17 protein-coding genes are annotated in these 21152 nt (G+C 42.2%); 3 read left to right on the top strand and 14 right to left on the bottom strand.

Annotation, left to right across the window (positions count from 1 at the left end):
* Positions 1 to 422: 422 nt before the first annotated feature.
* The 5 genes from V7K61_RS19395 to V7K61_RS19375 all read right to left on the bottom strand — a co-directional run bounded on the left by V7K61_RS19395 (position 423) and on the right by V7K61_RS19375 (position 7316).
* Positions 423 to 3986: an AAA-like domain-containing protein gene (locus tag V7K61_RS19395; RefSeq protein ID WP_335055687.1), complete on the bottom strand. Its 3564-nt coding sequence runs from the start codon at positions 3984 to 3986 to the stop codon at positions 423 to 425.
* A 392-nt stretch (positions 3987 to 4378) separates the two neighbouring features.
* Positions 4379 to 5359 carry a formylglycine-generating enzyme family protein gene (locus tag V7K61_RS19390; RefSeq protein WP_335055685.1) on the bottom strand — a complete coding sequence of 327 codons (981 nt, stop codon included), beginning with the start codon at positions 5357 to 5359 and terminating at the stop codon, positions 4379 to 4381.
* A gap of 360 nt (positions 5360 to 5719) precedes the next feature.
* Complete coding sequence (locus tag V7K61_RS19385) at positions 5720 to 6391, bottom strand: pentapeptide repeat-containing protein (RefSeq protein WP_335055925.1); 672 nt, start codon at positions 6389 to 6391, stop codon at positions 5720 to 5722.
* Positions 6392 to 6520: 129 nt separating this feature from the next.
* Entirely contained in the window at positions 6521 to 6652 is a 132-nt protein-coding gene (locus tag V7K61_RS19380) for a hypothetical protein (protein WP_335055683.1), read from the bottom strand.
* Positions 6642 to 7316 (bottom strand): cadmium resistance transporter, encoded by a 675-nt coding sequence (locus V7K61_RS19375; protein ID WP_335055681.1) that lies wholly within the window; start codon positions 7314 to 7316, stop codon positions 6642 to 6644. Before V7K61_RS19375 ends, V7K61_RS19380 begins: the two co-directional genes overlap by 11 nt.
* Before the next feature lie 578 nt (positions 7317 to 7894).
* Between V7K61_RS19375 and V7K61_RS19370 the strand changes: the two genes are divergently transcribed.
* Positions 7895 to 8311: a cyclic nucleotide-binding domain-containing protein gene (locus tag V7K61_RS19370; RefSeq protein ID WP_094347260.1), complete on the top strand. Its 417-nt coding sequence runs from the start codon at positions 7895 to 7897 to the stop codon at positions 8309 to 8311.
* Between the two features lie 149 nt (positions 8312 to 8460).
* Here V7K61_RS19370 and psb35 read toward each other — a convergent pair whose 3' ends face one another.
* From psb35 to V7K61_RS19345, 5 genes are all read right to left on the bottom strand, one after another.
* Positions 8461 to 8688 carry a photosystem II assembly protein Psb35 gene (gene psb35 / locus V7K61_RS19365; RefSeq protein WP_335055679.1) on the bottom strand — a complete coding sequence of 76 codons (228 nt, stop codon included), beginning with the start codon at positions 8686 to 8688 and terminating at the stop codon, positions 8461 to 8463.
* A gap of 39 nt (positions 8689 to 8727) precedes the next feature.
* Positions 8728 to 8964, bottom strand: coding sequence for a hypothetical protein (locus V7K61_RS19360; RefSeq protein ID WP_335055677.1), 237 nt, complete (start codon positions 8962 to 8964; stop codon positions 8728 to 8730).
* A complete protein-coding gene (locus V7K61_RS19355) occupies positions 8958 to 9947 on the bottom strand; it encodes a D-alanine--D-alanine ligase family protein (RefSeq protein WP_335055675.1) in 990 nt (329 codons plus the stop codon). The genes V7K61_RS19360 and V7K61_RS19355 overlap by 7 nt, the downstream gene beginning before the upstream one ends.
* A gap of 90 nt (positions 9948 to 10037) precedes the next feature.
* Positions 10038 to 10424 (bottom strand): SET domain-containing protein, encoded by a 387-nt coding sequence (locus tag V7K61_RS19350; RefSeq protein ID WP_335055673.1) that lies wholly within the window; start codon positions 10422 to 10424, stop codon positions 10038 to 10040.
* Positions 10425 to 10489: 65 nt separating this feature from the next.
* Positions 10490 to 11650, bottom strand: coding sequence for a KamA family radical SAM protein (locus tag V7K61_RS19345; protein ID WP_335055670.1), 1161 nt, complete (start codon positions 11648 to 11650; stop codon positions 10490 to 10492).
* A gap of 427 nt (positions 11651 to 12077) precedes the next feature.
* On the opposite strand from V7K61_RS19345, the gene V7K61_RS19340 reads away from it, so the two are divergent.
* A complete protein-coding gene (locus V7K61_RS19340) occupies positions 12078 to 12206 on the top strand; it encodes a hypothetical protein (RefSeq protein ID WP_335055668.1) in 129 nt (42 codons plus the stop codon).
* Here the strand turns inward: V7K61_RS19340 and V7K61_RS19335 are convergent, their stop codons facing one another.
* Both V7K61_RS19335 and V7K61_RS19330 read right to left on the bottom strand, forming a co-directional pair.
* Positions 12207 to 12851, bottom strand: coding sequence for a Uma2 family endonuclease (locus V7K61_RS19335; protein WP_335055666.1), 645 nt, complete (start codon positions 12849 to 12851; stop codon positions 12207 to 12209).
* A 72-nt stretch (positions 12852 to 12923) separates the two neighbouring features.
* Positions 12924 to 13862: a hypothetical protein gene (locus tag V7K61_RS19330; RefSeq protein ID WP_335055664.1), complete on the bottom strand. Its 939-nt coding sequence runs from the start codon at positions 13860 to 13862 to the stop codon at positions 12924 to 12926.
* 242 nt (positions 13863 to 14104) lie between these two features.
* Here V7K61_RS19330 and V7K61_RS19325 point away from each other — a divergent pair, with 242 nt between their 5' ends.
* Positions 14105 to 14377, top strand: coding sequence for a hypothetical protein (locus V7K61_RS19325; RefSeq protein WP_335055662.1), 273 nt, complete (start codon positions 14105 to 14107; stop codon positions 14375 to 14377).
* A 192-nt stretch (positions 14378 to 14569) separates the two neighbouring features.
* On the opposite strand, the gene V7K61_RS19320 is transcribed toward V7K61_RS19325, so the two are convergent.
* Positions 14570 to 19720, bottom strand: coding sequence for an nSTAND1 domain-containing NTPase (locus V7K61_RS19320; RefSeq protein ID WP_335055660.1), 5151 nt, complete (start codon positions 19718 to 19720; stop codon positions 14570 to 14572).
* Positions 19696 to 21027 carry a P-loop NTPase fold protein gene (locus tag V7K61_RS19315; RefSeq protein WP_335055658.1) on the bottom strand — a complete coding sequence of 444 codons (1332 nt, stop codon included), beginning with the start codon at positions 21025 to 21027 and terminating at the stop codon, positions 19696 to 19698. Before V7K61_RS19315 ends, V7K61_RS19320 begins: the two co-directional genes overlap by 25 nt.
* Positions 21028 to 21152 lie beyond the last annotated feature (125 nt).

Below are 21152 nucleotides of genomic sequence, written 5' to 3'. Positions count from 1 at the left end.
TAGCGATCGCAAACTAATAGAAACCTCCAAACAAAGCTCTATAGGCAAAATCTTGTCTGGGCAAGAGTTACAGATTATTCTCTGCCGAAAGTGACAAAAGAGGGATTATACTTCTAATATTCGACTTTGTACATCACGCCCTTCACATTACTCTCACTAGAAATCATGGATTAATTTAGGATACGCTAATAGATTAATTTTAAATTTTATTATGTTTATTTTTTGACATTTAAAAATTCAATCAACGAATGTACTGATTCGTAGTATGTTCACTATCTAGTATGACTATAAAATTTCTACTCCAAAATATTCCTAAAAGTATTTGAAAATAATAAAATTTCAGATGTTTAAATCTCGTTAGTTATAAAATTATGTTAGTACTGTTTAGGGCATAAGAATATGTATTTTAAGGTAAGTAACACTTAGTCAGAGTTTCTCTTTAAACCGTCACATATATGCATGTCACTTTGATCGTCAGGAGGATTAGTTTGAAAATACTTGCCAATAAAATTGCACCCTTCGTTCAGTAAATAATTAAAATCCCATCTCCACAGTCTCACGGTATTGTCAGCACTTGCAGATGCCAATACCTTACCATCTGGGCTAAAGCTGATGCTATGAACCCAGTTTGTGTGTCCAGTGAGAGTTTTGAGTAACTTACCAGTGGTAACATCCCACAGTTTTACCGTATTGTCAGCACTTGCAGATGCCAGTACCTTACCATCTGGTCTGAAACTAACACGACTAACCCATTCTGTATGTCCTTTAAGAGTTTTGATTTCTTTGCCAGTGGTAGTATCCCATAGTTTCACTGTATTGTCAGAACTTGCAGATGCTAGTACCTTACCATTCGGGCTGAAACTGACATTATTAACCTCGTCTCTATGTCCACTAAAAGTTTTGATTTCTTTGCCAGTGGTAATATTCCACATTTTCACTGTTCTGTCAGCACTGGCAGATGCCAATACCTTACCATCCGGGCTAAAGGCAACTCCCCAGACTTCAAGTTTATGCCCTTTAAGAGTATTGAGTAGTTTGCCAGTGGCACTGTCCCACAATTTTATCGTTGTGTCAGCACTGGCAGATGCCAATATCTTGCCATTTGGACTAAAGCTAACTTTATTAACAGGCTTTATATGTCCTTTAAGAGTTTTAAGTAACTTGCCAGTAGTGATATCCCATAGTTTCAGCGTGGTGTCAAGACTTGCAGATGCTAGTATTTTGCCGTTCGGACTGAAACTGACACCTAAAACCCATTCTTTATGTCCTATAAAAGTTTTGAGTAACTTACCATTAGTGGTATCCCACAATTTCACAGTTCTGTCACGACTTGCAGATGCCAGCATCTTGCCATCTAAGCTGAAGCTAACGTCTTGAACTACGTCTGTATGTCCACTGAGGGTTTTAATTTCTTTACCAGTGGCAGTGTCCCACAGTTTCACAGTTCTGTCAGAACTTGCAGATGCCAGTATCTTACCATTTGGGCTGAAACTGATTTCATTAACCCTACTTGTATGCCCTTGAAAAGTTTTGATTTCTTTACCAGTAGTAATATCCCATAGTTTCACAGTTCTATCAGAACTTGCAGATGCCAGTATCTTACCATTTGGGCTGAAACTGATGTCATTAACCCTGTTTGTATGTCCTTCAAAAGTTTTGAGTAACTTACCAGTAGTAATATCCCATAGTTTCACAGTTCTATCAGAACTTGCAGATGCCAGTATCTTACCATTTGGGCTGAAACTGACGTTATTAACCCCGTCTTTATGTCCTTCAAAAGTTTTGAGTAATTTATCAGTAGTAATATCCCATAGTTTCACAGTTCTATCAGAACTTGTAGTTGCTAGTATCTTACCATTCGGGCTAAAACTAATACCAATAACTGGATTTGTCTGCCCAGTAAGAGTTTTGATTTCTTTGCCAGTGGTAGTGTCCCACAGTTTCACAGTGTTGTCACTACTTGCAAATGCCAGGATCTTACCGTTTGGGCTGAAGCTGACGCTATTAACTCCCTTTGTATGTCCAGTGAAAGTTTTAATTTCTTTGCCAGTGGCAATGTCCCACAGTCTCACAGTGTTGTCACTACTTGCAGATGCCAGGATCTTACCGTTTGGGCTGAAGCTGACGCTATTAACTCCCTTTGTATGTCCAGTGAGAGTTTTAATTTCTTTGCCAGTGGCAATGTCCCACAGTCTCACAGTGTTGTCACTACTTGCAGATGCCAGGATCTTACCGTTTGGGCTGAAACTGACGCTACTAACTCCCTTGGCATGTCCTCCTAAAGTATTTGGCACCGCAAAGTTGTAAATTGTGTGCAGTAATGTTAGTTCTACTTCTCTGCGGGTATCGGCATCTACCCACAGTGTACGTTGCATTTGCACAACAGCTTTTAAACTTATTTTCAAAGCTTCCTCTGGAGAGGAGTTCAACAATGCAGCATCTGAAGCATTAACAAGGGAATTAATATCACGTATTGCTATACCCCGTAGAACAACTATTCCCAGTACTACAGAACCTGCAAGAGTTAGCCCAAAGATTACAGTACCTATACGTATCAGCCGATTAGCTTTTTGATTTGCTTCTATCAAAACATTGTTGGCTCGCTCCAATAAAAGCCTTGCTTTTTCTTCTACATCTAGACGTTTCTTGACTTCTTGCTTGTCTAGCTCTTGGCTGGCGGCTAAAAACTGATGATCTAAATCACTCAAGCTTTTTCCCGCTGCCCAAGCTTGTGCATCTTGCAAGGCTTGTCCTCGTAACAGACGCGACTCATCTTGACATCCAGAAGTGAGCCATTGACTCAATGCATTAGCATAAGGGCGTAGTTTCACTAATTCCCGTTCGCACCAATTTAGGGAAAATACTTGCTCATAGATACGGTTGTAAATTCGCAGCTTACCATCGCGTTTAACTGCTACTCCTGTCAGCCGCAGTTCAGTTTGTTCAGGGCTATCATCAGCTTCTATTTCTCCCTGTTGTAAAATCTGTTGGCACAAAGCTAGCAATCTTCCAGTACGTTGCTCGCTACTTTGCAACAGTCTTTGTTGTACTGTTCTCAAATGCTCTGGCTCATCTTGCATTTCCCAATTCTTAATAATATGAGTTTGTACAACATGAGCAACAAAATCTTGCGGTTTATATGTTGTAGATTGAAAATCAGGATTTAGTGCTTCTGTGTCTTCTGCTATATTCCGATTTTTCGCTTTGATTTCCTTTGCAGATTGTGCCACCAGTTTACAAACTTTCTGAGTTAGAAACGGCTGTCCTCCAGTCCAATCTAGTATTGCTTGCATCAAGTCTTGTAAATTACCTATTGCAGCTAGCCCTTTTGCTAGTAACTGTGCTTCTTCCAGCCGAAATCCTGTTATATCAATGGCTCGACCAATATTAAACGGTGTCCGTTGCTTATCTTCAATTAAGTCTGAAGGAGTAGACACACCCAAAAGTGCAAAAGTAAGGCGTTGATATGCTGGTTTGTCTGCACGGCTGTTATAACATTCTCGGATGACTGCAAAGAAATCATCAGTATTAAATTTTATGCTTAAAATACTGTCAATTTCATCAATAAAAATAACAATTTTTGTCTCAACTAGTTTTAGTAATACTTCTTGGATAAATTTTTTGAATATTTGAACATATGGTAAAAATCTATTGCTTTGCCACCAAGTGTTTATATCAAAACTATATAATTCCAAGCTATTAGTAATACTGTCTATTATGCCAGCATACCATTGCTCTTGTGTTGCATCAATAACACTGATATCAATAGCAGCACAAGCAATTCCTTCTTTCTGTAAACGTTGCATAGTCTGCACCCGCAAACTTGATTTCCCCATCTGCCGACTGTTGAGGACATAGCAGAAGTGTCCTGCTTTTAGGCTTTCATACAGGTCTTGGTCAGCTTGCCGTTGCACATATGTTGGTGCATCGCTTGGTAAAGTACCACCAACTTGATACTCATAAGACGGGTTTAGCTGTCTATCCATCACTAATCAGTTATTTAATATATTATGCATAGTTATGAAGCACTTATAGCATTTCTCTGGCAAATGAAGTACACGGATGGGGGCGAACTGCCGTACCCTGCGGGAGCGCCTCACCCTGTGGCTTGGTGCAGTCAATCATGTGGGGCACGACTTATAGTCGTTCGGCATTTATTTGTGCAAAATTGGGATGCTCCCCTGCAAACCTTTCATTTTTCACACTGACTTTCTAAGTCTGTTAATAATTTGGCGTTGCATAATTGCGGGATGATTTGAGAATTTACATCAATAAATAATCACCGCGTCTTTGTGTCTGTGCGTCTGCCTCAATGATCCTATTATTCAGCAACGCCAATATATTTCTATCTAGTGGCTCTAGCTTGACAGACTTCCGCTTAGGTAAACACAACTCGGAAGCCAATGTAGTAGCTTATGTCGTACAATCCACTCTTGGCGCGGCTTGCTGCCCTACATAGCTCTGAGTAATCACTCCACGAACCCCCACGCGTCACTCGGAATGGATTCTCATCATTAGACAGCCATACACTTCCGTCTGACGGCGCTTGCTCGTAGTTATCATGCCAGTGGTCAGCGCACCATTCCCTGACATTACCATGTAAGTCACATAAGCCAAAGGCATTAGTAACCTGAAAAATTCCTACTGGAGTAGTCTGTTTACGATATTCGTCTTGGTGTTTCCGCAGAAAGGAAGATATATTTTCCCCACAGTGATTTTTTGAACTGGGATTGTCACCACTTCCAGAGCGATCGTTATCCCCACTTCCAGAGCCATCGTCCCCACGTCCAGTGCCATTGCCATTTGCAAAAGTCTCAAAACTTGCTGTTTCAGGAGCCAATATAATTTTAGGGGCAGAACCATAGGTGAAGCGTCCATTATAGTTCGCTAATTCAGTGACTATAGTCTCACCAAAATGAAAAGGGGTCGTGGTTCCGGCACGACAAGCATATTCCCACTCAGCTTCGCTGGGTAGTCGGTAATTTCGTCCGGTTTGTTTGGCTAACCGAGCACAAAATTCTACCGCATCATTCCAACAGACCCGTTCGACTGGTCTGTTGTCTCCTAAAAAATCGGATGGTTCAGGGTCAAGTGGGCGGTTAATTTGGGGTAGGGCTGCTACGAGCCGCCACTGTAACTGGGTGATTGGATACTTACTCATGAAGAAAGGCGCTACCTTTACTAAGTGCCTTGGACTTTCATGCTCATCCCTCCCCATTTCTGTTTCTGGAGATCCCATTTGAAAAATGCCGCTGGGAATTGCAAGCATTTCTAGTTTCTCTTGACTACCAACGCTTTCAAAGAATAACTGTGCTTTGCTGAAACGGTAGAGATATTTCTGTTCTTGCGTATCTATCATAGTATTGCCAAACTCAAATTTAGTTGTGTACTTTTTGGCTATAATCAACCAGTCTGCAATCATCCGTTTCGACCAGGATTATTTGCCAATGTTTATATACACTTAATAATACGCTTATAAGCGCGTAGAGAGTGGTTAATACCAAAAGTAATAGCCCCGACAGCGCAAAAGTGTTGCACAGCATTACCTAGCAAAAACGCTTGTGGTCAGCTATCTACAGTTTTGAGATCACAAGCGTTTCTTAATTTTTGATTGATGCGACGGCTTACGCTGTTAAAATCATCTTTCTGTTAAGTCACAGACTCAGAATCTGGGGCATTCCACTTAGGGACGCAAGTCCTTGCGCCCTTACAAAAGATGTTACTGAATAGCAAATCCTTCTGGTCTGATTGCATCGTCCAAATCAACGCCCATTAGGTTCGCTCCCTGGATGTTTGCATTTGTCAGATTTGTATTTTCCAAGTCTGCGTTTTGTAGGTTAGCAGTTTGCAGATTTGCTCCCAAGAGGTTGGCTTTCTCTAAGTCTGCATCAAAAAGGTTTGCTCCTACTAGGTTTGCTCCCCAAAGGTTTACCTTGCCTAAATCTGCTCCTTGAAAGTTAGCCCCTTGTAAGTTTGTTTGCTGCAAGTTAGCCCTTTCTAAGTCTGCATTTTGTAAGTTAGCACCTTCCAAGTTTGCTGCTTGCAGGTTTGCATCCTTTAACATTGCTCCAGCAAGGTTACAGCCGACACATTCATTGGTTTGTAATAAATGTCTAACGTTGTCTGCTACAGACACTATTGGCGATACAATCGGTGATATGACTGGTGCTGTCACAGGCTCCATTGGTGATACAACCGGAGATATTGCTGGTGCGGTTAGAGGCTCCATTGGTGATTCAAGTGGAGCTAGTTCAGATTCCGTAGCTATGGATGGAGCTAGTGTTTGTGCTTTAGCGCTGGGCTGGATAAGCAGAGTAAATCCCGCTATAACTACCAGAAACACTGCTTTTACGAGCCACTGAGTTAATTTTTTAGAGTTTGATTGATTCATTAGTTCGTTCATAATCTGATTCCTATTGGTGGGCTTGCTTTTATAAGAGCCATCGATAATGTGCTTTATTCTCACTTTAGATAACTTGATTGATAAGAGCAAATATTATTGTTATTCATATTGATAAATTTAAGTGATTAAGAAATCTTTTTGGATGGCAAACGATCGCTGATTTTTTGCTGACATCAGGAATTGCGATCGCGTGGAGCGTCCACTGGAGAGGGCGATCGCCTCATACATCGCCTCATACTTAGTTCCCAAGCATTGCCAGACTAGGTAAAAGTCGATATGTTTCACTTTTAATCAAGATGGAGAGTCCCAAGTAAATTAAGATAAAGGGGAAGATTTTTCGACCGTAGCGAGTTAAAACGGGAGCCATGAGAGGATTACGAGTCAGGTTGTAAGAGAGGAAACACCACACCCCAACAGTGAAATAGCAAACACAGAGAATTACGCCCAAACTTGGAAGATTGCTACTGGCAAACAACGGTACATAAATTCCAATATTGTTTCCTCCATTGGCAATGGTGACACTGGAAACGCGGTAGGTTTGCGGATCGCGGATGGTTGCTAATAGTGATTTCTTCTGGCGTACAGATTTTGCAGGAGAGGTTAAGTCAACTGATACAGCTTGTACTGTCTCTCCCTCTTCTTCTCGACTGATGAGATTACTGATACCAATGGCGACGGGAAGCAAACCCAGCAAACCAATCCAGGTAGTTGGAATAATCAGACCACCGAAGAAACCAGGCAGACTAGCAAACACTAAGGCTGTAAATCCCAGAAATTCACCGATAATTATATGCTTAGGCCGAAAGCTGCGATTGACTTTTCCGAAGAAAGCCGTCAAATATAAGTTATCGTCAAAGGTGGTTGCAAAAGCTACGGAGATCCCAATAATTAACGTACTAATTAGCCAACTCATAGATTCTTACTCACAGTAATTCAATGCTGTTTGTCTTAGTCCTTCTCCGCTTCTGCCAATGAGAAGCAGTTAAGGAAATTTTGTGGCTGTTTCACCTAACGACAACCGATCGATATTCGTTATTAATCAGCCAATTACCCAATTTTTAGAGGCGATGCCTACGGCGGTAAACTACGCCTGCAATCAAATTGGTGATTTTTTTCTCAGCAAGGTACCTTGGGAGCTCATGGAGTCAATATTATGACTTTCAAGGAAATAAGATCAAATACTCTTGTTTCTTAAAAGGATAAATAAAAGTGATTGACAAATGTACTGTAAGTGACGAAAACACTTCCGGCTAAACCGCATAGGGAAAAGTAGCAGTTCGTCATACCGAATACTGAGTTAATATCTGAGAAGTTTAGGCGCGTAGTTTACCGCCGTAGGCATCGCTCTTCTCTTATTGAAGAGAACCCTTGTCAGATTGGTAAAGCCTCAGATATCCTTGACGGCTAGCATTCAACATCGGTAATATGACTAATCGCCCTCTGACTTCAGTTTTGAGATGTTCTGTAATGTTGGAATTTTAACTTGTAATTATGCTAACCAGTGTTGACCGTTTATTATTTGTCCGGCGAGTCCCGATTTTTAAGGAATTGCGGGATGATTTTATTGTGCGGCTCACTTCAGTGATGAACGAATTGTCATTCCCAGCTAATTACACCATCTTTCGACAGGGAGAAGAAGGGCGATCGCTCTATATTGTGGTGTCAGGTCGAGTTAAAGTTCACATTGGAAACAAACAACTTGCAGAAGTGGAACAGGGAAAATACTTTGGTGAGATGGCAGTATTTGATACTCAACCTCGCTCCGCCACTGCCACAACTCTGGAACCTTGTGAATTTTTAGAACTAACGCAAGAGCAACTGTATGATGCGATTGAAGAAACTCCCGAAATTGCGGTCAATATCATTCGTGAGTTATCCCGTCTGATTCGCAGATTGAACGATATATGAATGTAACTTCTTTGCGGAGTTAATACACAAATGTAAAGACGTAGCAGTGCTACGTCTCTACAAGGGTTCTGGATAATGTAAAATTTGGTTCAAAATAAATCAAAACTGCTGTAAGTTTGATTATTAAACTCAGCACTCATCACTGCTTATTACTTAGGTTCACCCAGACCTGGAGTTTCTTCTTTATCAATTTTAGGCACAAAATCAGGACGTTCTTTGCTTTCCCAACCTGCGGGGCGTTTTGAGTTGTACCAAGCTATTGACCCAATGGTGACAGCAGCAATAAAACCAACGACATACACCAAGGTAAAAGCAACAGGAAAATGAGGGCCAGCATCTATAGCTGGTGCTGCTGTTTGCATAAATAATAAATTCATGAGTATATTCTCCACAGTTAGGTAACACTATTTAACACATTATAAGATGAGCGTATCACCTAACATCCCTCTGTAGTTTAGTTTGAGCAACTTCATATTGCATAAAAAAGGGCAGAGATGAGGGGGAAGTAACTGACCCGGATTTCTCACGCATAGTGTAGGCAGGGGAGTGTGGGGAGTGTGGGGAGTGTGGGGGGTAAGACTTCTTCCCCATCCTCCCACACCTCCCACACCTCCCACACCTGTCAGCCTGTCCCCCTGCCTTTTGTTCAGCATTTATATCTTTGCCATGCAGACTCGACTATTTGAGCAATGATTTCTGTGTATCTCACACCACCCAAACGTCCCATCATTGGCAAGTCTGAGCGGATATGATGTAGCCCTGGCAATGGGTTAACCTCCATAAACTGCAACGTACCGCTAGCATCGCAACGCAGATCCACGCGGGCAGCATCACGGCAACCAAGAGTATGGTAAGCATCCAGCGCCAATTGCCTTGCCTGTGCTGCCAGTGGTTCAGGATCTATGAGTAAACGATAAGATACCCGTTCTAGATACTCATCCTTGTTGAGGGTGGTATAGGCGAAGCCTTCCGCTTGTCCTGTAAAAATTACTTCCATCACACCTACTACCCGTGAGTTGCTACCGTTGCCAACAATGCCTACTGTTACTTCTCTACCAGGAAGAAAGGTTTCTACAAGTATTGGTTGCTGAAAAAGTTCGTGTAACGCTTGATAAGTATTTACTAGTTCCTCGCGTTCTTTGACAAGAGAACGACCAGTTACCCCTTTAGAACTGCCTTCCGCCATAGGCTTGAGGAAAAGTGGCATTGGCAGCGACACAGATGCTGCTTCTGCGGTAGTATTTACGACCTCAAAGGGGGCTGTCGGCAAACCGCGATCGCGAACTACTCTTTTAGCTAGAGCTTTGTCTAACGTCAGGGCACAGGTAAGCGGATCGGAAAAAGTGTAAGGTTGAGCGAATAATTCACAGATTGCCGGAACTTGAGCTTCACGAGAGCGACCCTTTAAACCCTCAGCAATATTGAAAATCAAATCCCAGCGATCGCCTTTTGCCAAGCGTCCAGCAAGTTCTCTACCATTGCCAACACGTTCAACCTGATGATCTAACTGAAATAGTGCAGTTTCCAGCCCGATGATAGTTTCTTCATCGTCGAACTCCATCACCTCAGAGGCACTGAAACCAGCCTTAAGGTAGTCTGCCTTCAGGTCAAAACACAGACCAATGAATAATCCCATACCCCGATAATTCCCAGTGAGAAAGCTTTCTCTGTTAGCTTTAATGTACAAATTAGGTGTCTTAATTAAAGAATTTCGATTACTAAATCCTTAATTAAGTGAAAATATCTCATCAACAACCTCAAACCATATAGGAGATTTATCATCAGGAGAACCGTTATAGTTGGCAGTAATTTCCTCTCCCGCTTCTATATCTCGGTAGGCAATCAGATCCAACTCTCGGTCGGCGAATTTTTTCACATAATAAGCATTGGGATGGTAAGAATGGTTGATCAAAGAAGATAAACCTAGAGCGATCGCCGCAGCTTTATCTTCCCAATCGTAGTAATAGTTGCCCAAAATTGTTTTATCTAGGAATTCAACCTGTTCTGCGGGTATAACAACAACTGGCACTCTCTCAATGAGTTCTCCTTTCAAAAAGCGCTTCTGTGCGAAGACACCTCGACCTTTTAGGTTTGTATTACCAACAATCAACATTCCAACTAATCTCCTGCTATTACTTAGTTTTTTGCTTTGCCAAGAACCTTTAGCCGGACACGATATTATCCCTGCTCCACTGGATCTGTATAGGTGTACGTCTTACCTGCCCAATTTTGCACTGTAGCTGTACCATTCTCATAAGCAACTAGAGTCTCGGCTTGAATTGGGACTTTGCCACCACCACCAGGGGCATCAATTACATAGGTTGGTACAGCGTAGCCAGTAGTATGACCACGTAATTTAGAGATTAAATCAAGCCCAGTTTGCACACTTGTTCGCAGATGTGCAGTGCCAACAACAGGGTCGCATTGATAAAGATAATAAGGTCGCACACGCAGCTTAAGAAGACCGTGAAACAGATTCTTCAGGGCTTTTTCAGAATCATTCACACCTTTTAACAGCACGGTTTGACTGCCTAGAGGAATGCCGCCATCAGCGAGGCGATCGCAAGCTTGTGCGACTTCTGGGGTAAGTTCCCGCACATGACAAAAGTGCAAAGATAGCCATACACGATGTTTACGAAGCAAGGCAACCAGTTCTGGTGTAATTCGCTGCGGTAAGAAACTCGGCACACGAGAACCAATGCGGATAAATTCAATATGCTTAATGGCACGCAGCCGCCTAAGCAAATTGTCTAAAGGTTCATCAGCCATCAATAGAGGATCGCCACCGGAAATTAGCACGTCACGGATCTCGGTGTGTTCCTCTAGGTAAGCAGCGATCGCATCCAACCGTCGCGTTACTGGGTACATCTCACCTTGGCTCACCAAACGAGAGCGGGTGCAGTAACGACAATAAGCAGCGCAACTATCTAGGGCAAGCAGCAACACTCGATCAGGATAGCGGTGTACGAGTCCTGGTACTGGAGTGTCGTTATCTTCACCGCATGGATCTACCATGTCTGCTGGGCTAACTATTAGTTCTTCTTGCCGTGGTATCACCTGTAACCGTAGGGGGCAAAACGGATCTTCTGGATCGAGTAGCGATGCAAAATATGGGGTTACAGCTACAGCAAACTTTTCTGGTGCAATTAAAAGTCCCTGTTCTTCGGTAGCACTAAGCCTTAATAACTTTTGAAAGTGTTCCAGCTTAGTCAACCGATGCCGCATTTGCCAGCGCCAATCGTTCCAGTGTTCCTGGTTGTAAGTCTCTCCCAAAATCTGACAAATTTCTTCACACCGAATATCAGTTACTAGAGGATTTAGAATAGTGTTTTTGATCATGATTAGACAGAAATTAAGCTGAGAATAAAAAACAAATCACAGCCTAATAGAGTGCGGTGCAAATCCAGCTACCATCTCAATTAAGCAAGCAGACAAGTAGGAGCAATTCATGAATTGCCCTACTCAAACCCCTTGTTAAAGGTAAGCAAATTTCCGTCACAGTGTATTAGTATGTTTACCTAGATTTTTAGGTAAAATAAAAAAATCTATTTCAAGGTTTACGACAAGTATCTTCCTATACAGGAAATACTTGTGCTGTGATAATAGCGATCGCTCTTACGTGTCTTTGTTACCTTGAGGCAATCGGCTTTCCGTGTTGTTGTGTCGTATTAATACATACACCAATGTCGCATATTTAATTATGTAAGGATTTTTTGTGGTGCGATCGCACGCTGCATCTGCTCAAAGTATTATGTAAATTTGAGTGATGTCAGAAAATCCTCCAGAAATCCCAATAATAGAAAATGTGGAATCGCCAGAAGTTGAACTGACAGCTCCGACGTTAGCTGAGACAGAAAGCATTTGGTTAGTGGTAGTTAAAAATCGTCGTTGCTAATCAGCGACTCATTGCAAAAATCTGTTCAGCCGTTAAGGGAATGTTAGGAAACAATCTAGAATCAATTCGATCCTCCCCTCGAAACACCTTTGGGGGTAAATACTCTGCACCTTCAAGTTGGTAGATTGTAATAGTTGGCTGTTTGGGAGAGCCAATGAACCGAATGCCACCAAAAGCAGCATAGTCTACAATGATGTACTCGAAAACGCCCAAGTCCTCTCTTCGAGACGCTACGCGAACATATTCAGCAAGTTTTGTCAGATAGTCGTCCTTCCAGTTGTTGCTAACAACCTCAATGATTCCGGGTGGTGGAATATATGCAGCAGCAGAACTAGAGCTAGTTTTCATCCTCTGCCATTCAACTCTTGCAAATATGACAATATCTGCTTTACGGCTTTTTTCCTTTTCTCCTGGTGCTATTTTGAGCCGAACCTGTTTGGACTGGCGCGACACGTAAGGCAGGTCATTTTCTTGGCAGTGATTTTCTAAGTAGGTACACAGTCGCTCGATCAAATCCTCATGATTTGCATTTGGTTCTGATAATGGCACGGGAATCCCATCCAATAGCTCAAACGCTCTGCCTGAACCATCGTCCCAGGCAAGAAACTCTTCAAAAGTCAGTGGTTGTGTGACGGTTGCGTACATCGCCCTCGCTCCCTTGCTGACGGGTACTTCACTCAATGCTACCAATATCTACAGCTTTGTCTATGGCTTCAATCATCCCATAGGTCTTGGATGCACATACCTTTCTAAAAGTTTTTGTGTCTTTCCTAACAAATTATATGCAATAATTTCTGATGTGATATCACCATCCAGATTATCGCAAAAGTAGGAAGAATGAGCATCTTCTGCTCCAACAACCATTGCCATATCTGATTGACCCATATTTATTAATGTTTTCTCCATCCCGTTTGCATACTGCCACACATACTGATCGCAGAATAATAAATCTGAGCTAATTTCATCTTCTATGGCAGCTTTGAGAGGATAGGCAATTAAGTCAGAGGAATGAATTATATTTACCCATCTCAACTTCTGCAATCCAGCAGTTTCTTCTTTATTAGAATTTTTAAAATAATAATTGATAACCGAGAAATCAATATCTAGCATTTGCTTAAGGAATAAGAGAGGAGAACCCAGTGTCGTAATGCTAGCTAAATTTAACAGATTTAGTTTCTCACGAAAAATAAAAGCTGGATCATCATTGCCTAAAGTATCTGAAAAAATGAGATCCCACAGAATTAAACTACCTAGAGAATGAGCAATCAAATGAATTTCTTGTTGATTTGAGTGGTCATTTAAGAACTGACTCAGTTGTTCAACGATAGCTTTACGTATTGCTTTACCACGATCAGGATTTTGATAGATTAAAAAATCACCTAAAAAATTACTGATTATCTCATTTCTTCGTTTTTTGTATCTGTAAATATCATCATACGAACTTTTATATTCTTTATGGTGTTCACAAACTCTAGAAAAATCTTTTTCAATACATCCAATAGTTTGATGTTTCTTATTATTGAATAAGTTTCCCCAGAAACTTGAGTAAAAGTTTGCAGGTGTTGCTAGTTTTTTATGGATTTTTTTTATGAGTACGTCAGCATATCTAGAATTATGAGTGTTGACACCGTGGATAAAGAATACAAGCATACTCATGAGTAATTACAGCTATAACTGCTAGAAATTGTACTGTTATATATTTCCCCATAATCAACCTCAAATCACTGCGCTATAGAACAATTGTTATTTGATGTTGAGCCGTACAAATTTCGGGGAACACTAAACTTGAAACCCCAATAAGTCTGTTATATCAGTATTTACTAGAGGATATAGTATGGATGAATTCGTAAGGAAAGCAGCTGGAATAGGTTTGCCTGCAATTGTACTTATAATTACGATTGGCTACTACAGGTCTTACCGGAGCTGCTGCTATTACAGCAGCTTTAGCAATATTGGGGCCAGGAGGGATGATAGGTGGTATAGTTCTGCTGGGAATAATAGGCTTGGCAGCTGATATGTTATCTAAGTTTGGCCTAGAGACATTGTTAATAGCCATCTATAGACAGCGCCTACAAAATGGGGAAACTCGTAACAATATCTGCCAAGAAATTAACTGGCTACCTATCTCTGGAGATTTAAGGCGCAGGCTTAGAGAAGAATTTGGGTGCTAATTGCTTTAAGTAAGCAATATTTGTTAGTGAGTATCGCCCCATCTGCTAAATTAATGAGAGCTTTTGGTAATGCGATCGCCTATGAAAGACTCATCACACAAATGCTACTCATCCTCTTTCACATTGGCAGAATAGCGCAAATAATCCCTCACGCAATTTAAATTAACGATCTGAATGGGAACAAAATCTCCATCACCTACCAGAACACAAGGCGCGATCGCTCTTAATTACTTTCTGGTTAGTCTGCAAATAATCATGTAGCAAATCGCAAGCCCGCGCCAGTAATTTATCCAGTTGGATATCTGCTAAATCTCGGAAAATTACTGTGCCATTGCCACTACCCGCAGCCAGAGTCTTGCCGTCATGGCTGAAACTGACGCTGGTTAACTCATCTTTATCGCCTTTCAAAGCTATCAGCAACGTTCCTTCTCGGTTCCAAATCCTCACTTTGTCATCACTGCTAGCTGCCAGAGTCTTGCCATCGGGGCTAAAACTGACACTGATAAAACTATCGCCATCGCCCGTGAGATTATCTAGTAAATTACCGTCTCGATTCCAAATCTTCACCGTGCTATCAATACTAACTGAGGCAATGCTTTGACCATCAGGCGACCAAGCAACCCCATTTACCCGGCGGCTATGACCAGTTAATGTGTATAGTAATTTACCCTCTATACTCCAGATTTTCACGGTTTTATCATCGCTGGCTGAGGCTAACAACTTGCCATCAGGACTAAAACTTACCCAATTCACCGCTTCTTGATGTCCCTGCAAGGTGTTAAGTAGTTTACCGTTGCTACTCCAAAGTTTTACTGTTTTATCTTTACTAGCTGAGGCAATTACTTGACCATCGGGCGACCAAGCTACACTCAAGACGGTATCATTATGACTCTGTAAGGTGTTGAGCAGTTGACCACCACTACTCCAAAGTTTTACTGTTTTATCTTTACTAGCGGAGGCAATTACTTGACCATTGGGCGACCAAGCTACACCCCAAACTTGACCCTGATGCCCCGTCAAGATACGCAGTAGTTGACCGTCTCGACTGAAAAGTTTTACAGTTTTGTCTCGGCTTGCGGCTGCTAAGGTGCGATCGCTTGGGCTAAAACTGATGCTAGTTACCCAGTCATCATTCTCAGCTTTCGGCTTTCGCAGTAACACATCGTCCCAATGCCAAAGTTTAATAGTTTTGTCCCGACTGGCGGAAATCAGGGTGCGACCGTCTGGGCTGAAGCTGACACTGTTAACCCAATTATTATGTCCCTTCAGGGTTCCCAGCAACACACCTTCAGAACTCCAGAGTTTGATTGTCTCATCAGTACTGGCGGAAGCGATCGTATTTCCATCGCGGCTAAAACTGACGCTGGTAACTCCAGCACTATGACCTGATAAGGTTCGCAGTAGTTTCCCCTCAACATTCCACAGCTTGATTGTCTGGTCTAAACTGGCAGATGCAATTGTTTTCCCATCGGGCGACCAAGCTACACTTTTGACTGCATCCTCATGTCCCTGCAAGGTTTTGAGCAGTTTACTATCGCGACTCCACAGTTTCACCGTCTTATCAGCACTCCCAGAAGCTAAGGTTTGACCATCGGCTGACCAAGCGACACTCAAGACTGCACCATTATATCCCTGCAAAGTTTTGAGCAGCTTACCATCGCGACTCCACAGTTTCACTGTTTTGTCTGTACTCGCTGAAGCAATAATCTGACCATCTGGGCTGAAACTCACACTATTCACCACACCCTGATGACCTAATAAGGTAGCAAGCAGTTGACCTTCTCGACTCCAAAGTTTTATCGTCTTGTCTTGACTGGCGGAAGCAACGATTTGACTATCTGGGCTGAAACTGACGCTATTAACTACATCTTCATGCCCCGACAAGGTTTTAACTAAGCTACCATCGGGAAGCCAGAGTTTGATTGTATTATCCGCACTAGCTGAGGCAATTAAAGAGCGATCGCTGCTAAATGTAGCACTATTTACCCCAGATATATGCCCGTCCAAGCGGTTATATTCTCTTACCCCTGAAACTGCTTGATAGAGTGCCGTCTGTACTTGCTCTCTTGTATAGGAATCTACCCAGACTGTTTGTTGTAATTTTCTCCCTGCCTTTAAACTTTCTTTTAAAGCATCAATACCTTTTTGTGAGGCAAAGAGGGCTTCACTGGATGCACTGAGGGTTTTAATTTCGCTATCTACCGCTGTCACGATGGAAACACTTAATCCCAAGATGGCGAGAACGGAAGCGGTTAGGGCAATTTTCAGCGAACGATTTAATTGAGCTTCACTGAGCCTTTGTTTCTTTTGACTTTCTGCAAGTTTAGCTGTTAACTCTTTTTCTTTAAGTTCAGCTCGTAATTGCTCAATTTCTAACTGACTTAATTCTTCCCGTTTGTGTAATTCTCGCAATTCTGTTAATAAGTCTAATCCCTGTTGGGGATGGGGAGCTACCAATTTGGAACGCTGCTTATTTTGACTAAGTTCGCTTTTAAGTCGCTCAATCTCAGCTTTACTTTGTTCTACTTTGTAGCGCAACTGATTTAGTTGTACCTGTAAGCTCGATTCTTGTTGTTGCAGATAGCGAATCAAGTCTACTAAATAATCGTGAATCAGTTGATAGCGTTCTGGTACATCAGGAAAGATAACTACTAAACCGGAGCTAACTAAAATTTCTAAGACTAACTCTAATTTGTCAGCATCTTCTAATTCTGATAGCTGCGCCGCTAACTCAGCACGAGTTTTAAAAGGTCGGTTGTTACTTTCATCTGTTAATAAGTATAAGACAAGTAACGCGGCTCGTTCATTTTCTGGACCGCAGTCTTTAATCAGTTCCTTAATATATCGTTCGATGAGTTTATTCGGTCTATATGGCTGATATTCTTCTAAGGTAGTAATGCGTTCATCTTGAATTTGCGCGCCCACAACTTGTAATTCAATAGGGCGGACTTCTCCAAATTCTGTGGATAAATCTTCGATTAAGGCATCAATTAAAGCGGGTTCTAAATTAAACTGCGATCGCTCGGTCAATTTTTGGATAATTGCTTTCGCATATTCCGGCGAAAAATTATTTAACTGATAACGAATATGCTTGTCGAGAATATTATTATTAATCGCTTCCAGTGCCGAAAGATGTTTAAAGTCTAATAACCGATGTAAATAATCTTCTCGCAAGGAAAGGATGACTTTGACAAAGGGTATATTGAGGCAATCACTAATAAATTTATCAAACTCTTGCTTTTGATTGCGATCGCTATAACCAAAGAAAAATTCTTCAAATTGGTCAAAAATTAAAACTGTGATCAAATGGCGATCGGCATTTTCTTGGAGTTGTTGTAAAATGCCACCGATGGTAAACGGTGTGTCAGAGTAAGGCAAAGCCTCCGATTCGATGGCTGCTTCTAGCTTAATATCAGCATAAATCGCCAGGGATGGATCACTAGACATCGCCTCACTTAAAGATTTCCCTAATTCCCGTGCCCAATCGGTATAAACTTGCAGTACCACAGGCACGGCTATTTGATCGCCAATGGCACGAGTTTGCAGTGCTGGAACTAAACCCGCCGTCACGGTGGAACTCTTACCCACCCCTGATTGACCGTGAATCACCGTCAATTTTTGATCGGCGCGGCTAATTCTGCCAATTAAGTTATTAATATCACGCTCTCGACCAGAAGCCGCAATTTCTAGAGCAACGCTACTACTCCCAGAAGGTGACATTAACGCTGGGTTTGTCGCCTGTCTTTGGGGTTGCAAACGTCCAGCCCCAATAAAAGCCCGAAAACCATACTGCTGCTCAACAGAACGCCGTTTCTGTCGAATGTGATAGGCTTCTAGATATCGTCCTTCTTCAAAGTAGAGCGATCGCAGTCTCCGCAATAAGCGAATATAACGATGGGCATCGTATTGATGGGCACTGCTTTCTAAGGCTGCTGGCAGTTCTTTTGTCGCTTTATCTAAGTATTCACGAGCGATTACTAGCTCACCGATATTTCGCTGTGCTTTCGCCAATACTAAATAGTAAATTTGCGCCAATAATAATGGAAATAAGCAGTTATAAGGGTCGTTCTGCTTTTGCGCCTCACCTAATTTCAGCAGTGATACGTGTGCTAAGATACTCGCCTGTACCCACCGCGACTGCTGCACAGCCACTTGCGCCAGAAAACCGTAATCACAAGCTAATTGGATTTGAGTACCATAAGTTTGATGTAACTCCAGAGACTTTTGAGCAACAGTCTGCAATTCTTCCCACTCTTGCAGATATTGCAAAACCTCAGCAAGTTGATTAATAAATCCAGCAACTATATCCAAACGCCCAGCCACCTGTAAGATATGCAAGCATTGCTGAAAATAAGATTTAGCTGTATACCAATGGCGGCGGTTTTCTGTTTGATTTTGCTCTGCAAAACGGCAATAACACAGCCCAATATAAAACAGCAAGATTCCCTGTCGCAGCAGTAATGGAGATGGGCGATTAGGAGCCGTAGGGAAAGAAAATACTCCCCCTGCTTCCTCTGCTTCCCCTGCTCCCCCTGCTCCCCTGCTCCCCTGCTCCCCTGCTTCCCCTAACTTTTGCCAAACTTGCAAGCTTTGCTGAAAATGACTTAAACCTGTATTGATGCGATCGCTAATATAATTATCTAGACCAAAAACAAATTCTAAACTAGCGTGTAATTCTGGCTCTAAGGTAATACCACGATTGTGCAACTCTTTAATCGCAAAGTGGAGTTCATAGCTATGTTCCCAGACTTGCTCGACAGTGGAATAATGCTTTGCAACTTGAGGAGGTTGGTGTGGTGCAGCATCGTTTGGTAACACCGTGGCAAATAAAGAGTCAGTTTCCTGTTGCAGAAATTCCAGCAGTGATTGAGTTGTCATTTCAAACCGAATCGGTGTCGCCGCCCAACTAGCAAAATCTGGTGCTAAACGGACTACCTTTTGCAATACTTCCTCATTCATCCAGACAATCATCGGAAATGGGTGGCGTTTGCGAAATTCATCCCGAATATGATTGATAGAACTCAGTAAATCGTCGAGTCCATCTACTGACTCTAAACCCAAAATCATCAACGCCGATGGCGGATTAGCTTCGGTTAGCAGTTGTAAATGAATACTTGTGTAAAGACTTCTGGCATTATGCGGCAGAATTACCTTTTGAATGTGGTGTACTCCTGAAGAGATTTCTTCGAGTCGTTGCAGCATTTGCTCTTGCAAAACTCGATAATTGCAGCACACCAAAACCAGGGAAAATTGACCGCTAGAAAGGGTAATTGCTCTCCCCAAACTTCGTAAAGCCCGCTCATTAGCTGCTCTGATATCTACTTGTGCGTGTCGTTCAACCATGATTTAAATTTTTCCGTCTCTGCTAAAACTGGGTTGACGGCAAACCAAGCTCCCTGATGATCGCGGTATTCAAATACAAATAGACTTCGCAAGAGGGTGTGGTATTCTATATCACCTCTAACTCGTTGCTGTTGCACCACCTGAAAGATTAGTTCCCACTCATGGGGGTCGATAGCGTTAGCTCGGTAATCGCGCTGTCTTCGGATCACCAGTTCGACACATTCCCGCTCAAAGGGTGGATCTTGTTCTCGCAAACAGTCAAACAGTAAACCTAGTAAGTCGCGGACATGACCACCACTCATTAGGCACAATCGATCTAAGGTTTCTAAACTATCAAACACCTCTGTAATTAAGCCTAACCGATCGCTAGGTAAAATGTCTGGAAAACCTCTAGCTAGCACCATTTGCCGCATCATTGCTAGCCCTTGAGGAAAAATCTCGCCAGAGCGCAGACGTACAGGTATCATCGGTAAAACTTTTGGTGCGACTCCACCGCCTAAACGATGCTGAAGTTCGGCGCTATCGTTAGAGAAAGTCAAGGCTAGGGGAATAGTGTAGACGACATGACAACTTAGTTTGCGTAACTGTTCGCCACGCTGAATAAATAAATATTCTGGCAGCGATCGCCCCGATGGTAAAGGTCGAATTGCGACTCGATCCAAGTTATCAACAATCACCACCAATCCTTTTTTACCCCTGGCTTTCAGTTCCTTGGTGGCAGGTTCTAGTAATTCTTGATTAATTGACTGTAAAATATTTGCGGTTCGTGGTTCTAGATAATCTCTTAACCGCCGCCGCAATTGGGGACTTTCTTTTGTTTTAGCTGTAATTTTGGCAATCCCTACAGACAACTCTGCTTCTACCCCAACGTCAATTGGTGTCTGCAAGAAATCCACAACTTCACCAAACAACTTGGTAAAATAGCGAGGTTTGAGCCTAATTTTCATCGCTTCTAGGCTTTCACTCACCTGTCCAGCGATCGCCAACAAAATATCAGTCACATCCACATCGGCCATTTCTAAGACATGGGTAGACTCAAAATAAACTACGTGAAATTGCTGCACTTCTAACTCAGCTTTCAGGCGCAACAGCTCCGTTGATTTTCCACAGCCGAGATGTCCGGTAAATAGTTGACAGGTTGGGATATCCGGCGATATTTTAGCGATCGTCCGCTGCAAAGCTTCGATAATTTTGCCACCCCGCACCGCAGCAAAATCGATATAGTACCTGCGATCGCTAGGGTTTCCTATAATTAGAGGTCTGCTCGGATTGCAAGCCTGATAAAATCTTTCTAAATCTAGGAGCATAACTAATCAAGTTCACTCAGGAATGGGGATGCAAAAATTTACTAGATAAATATATTGATTTAAGGTAATTTATGCCTTATTTTAATCAAACTACTAACTAAACTAGCAGCATTCAGGATAATTAA

The sequence above is a fragment of the Nostoc sp. genome, from assembly GCF_036918015.1.
Taxonomy (GTDB): Bacteria; Cyanobacteriota; Cyanobacteriia; order Cyanobacteriales; family Nostocaceae; genus Nostoc.
The sequence above is the reverse complement of the archived record's forward strand: the minus strand, read 5'-3'. Positions and strand labels throughout refer to the sequence as shown.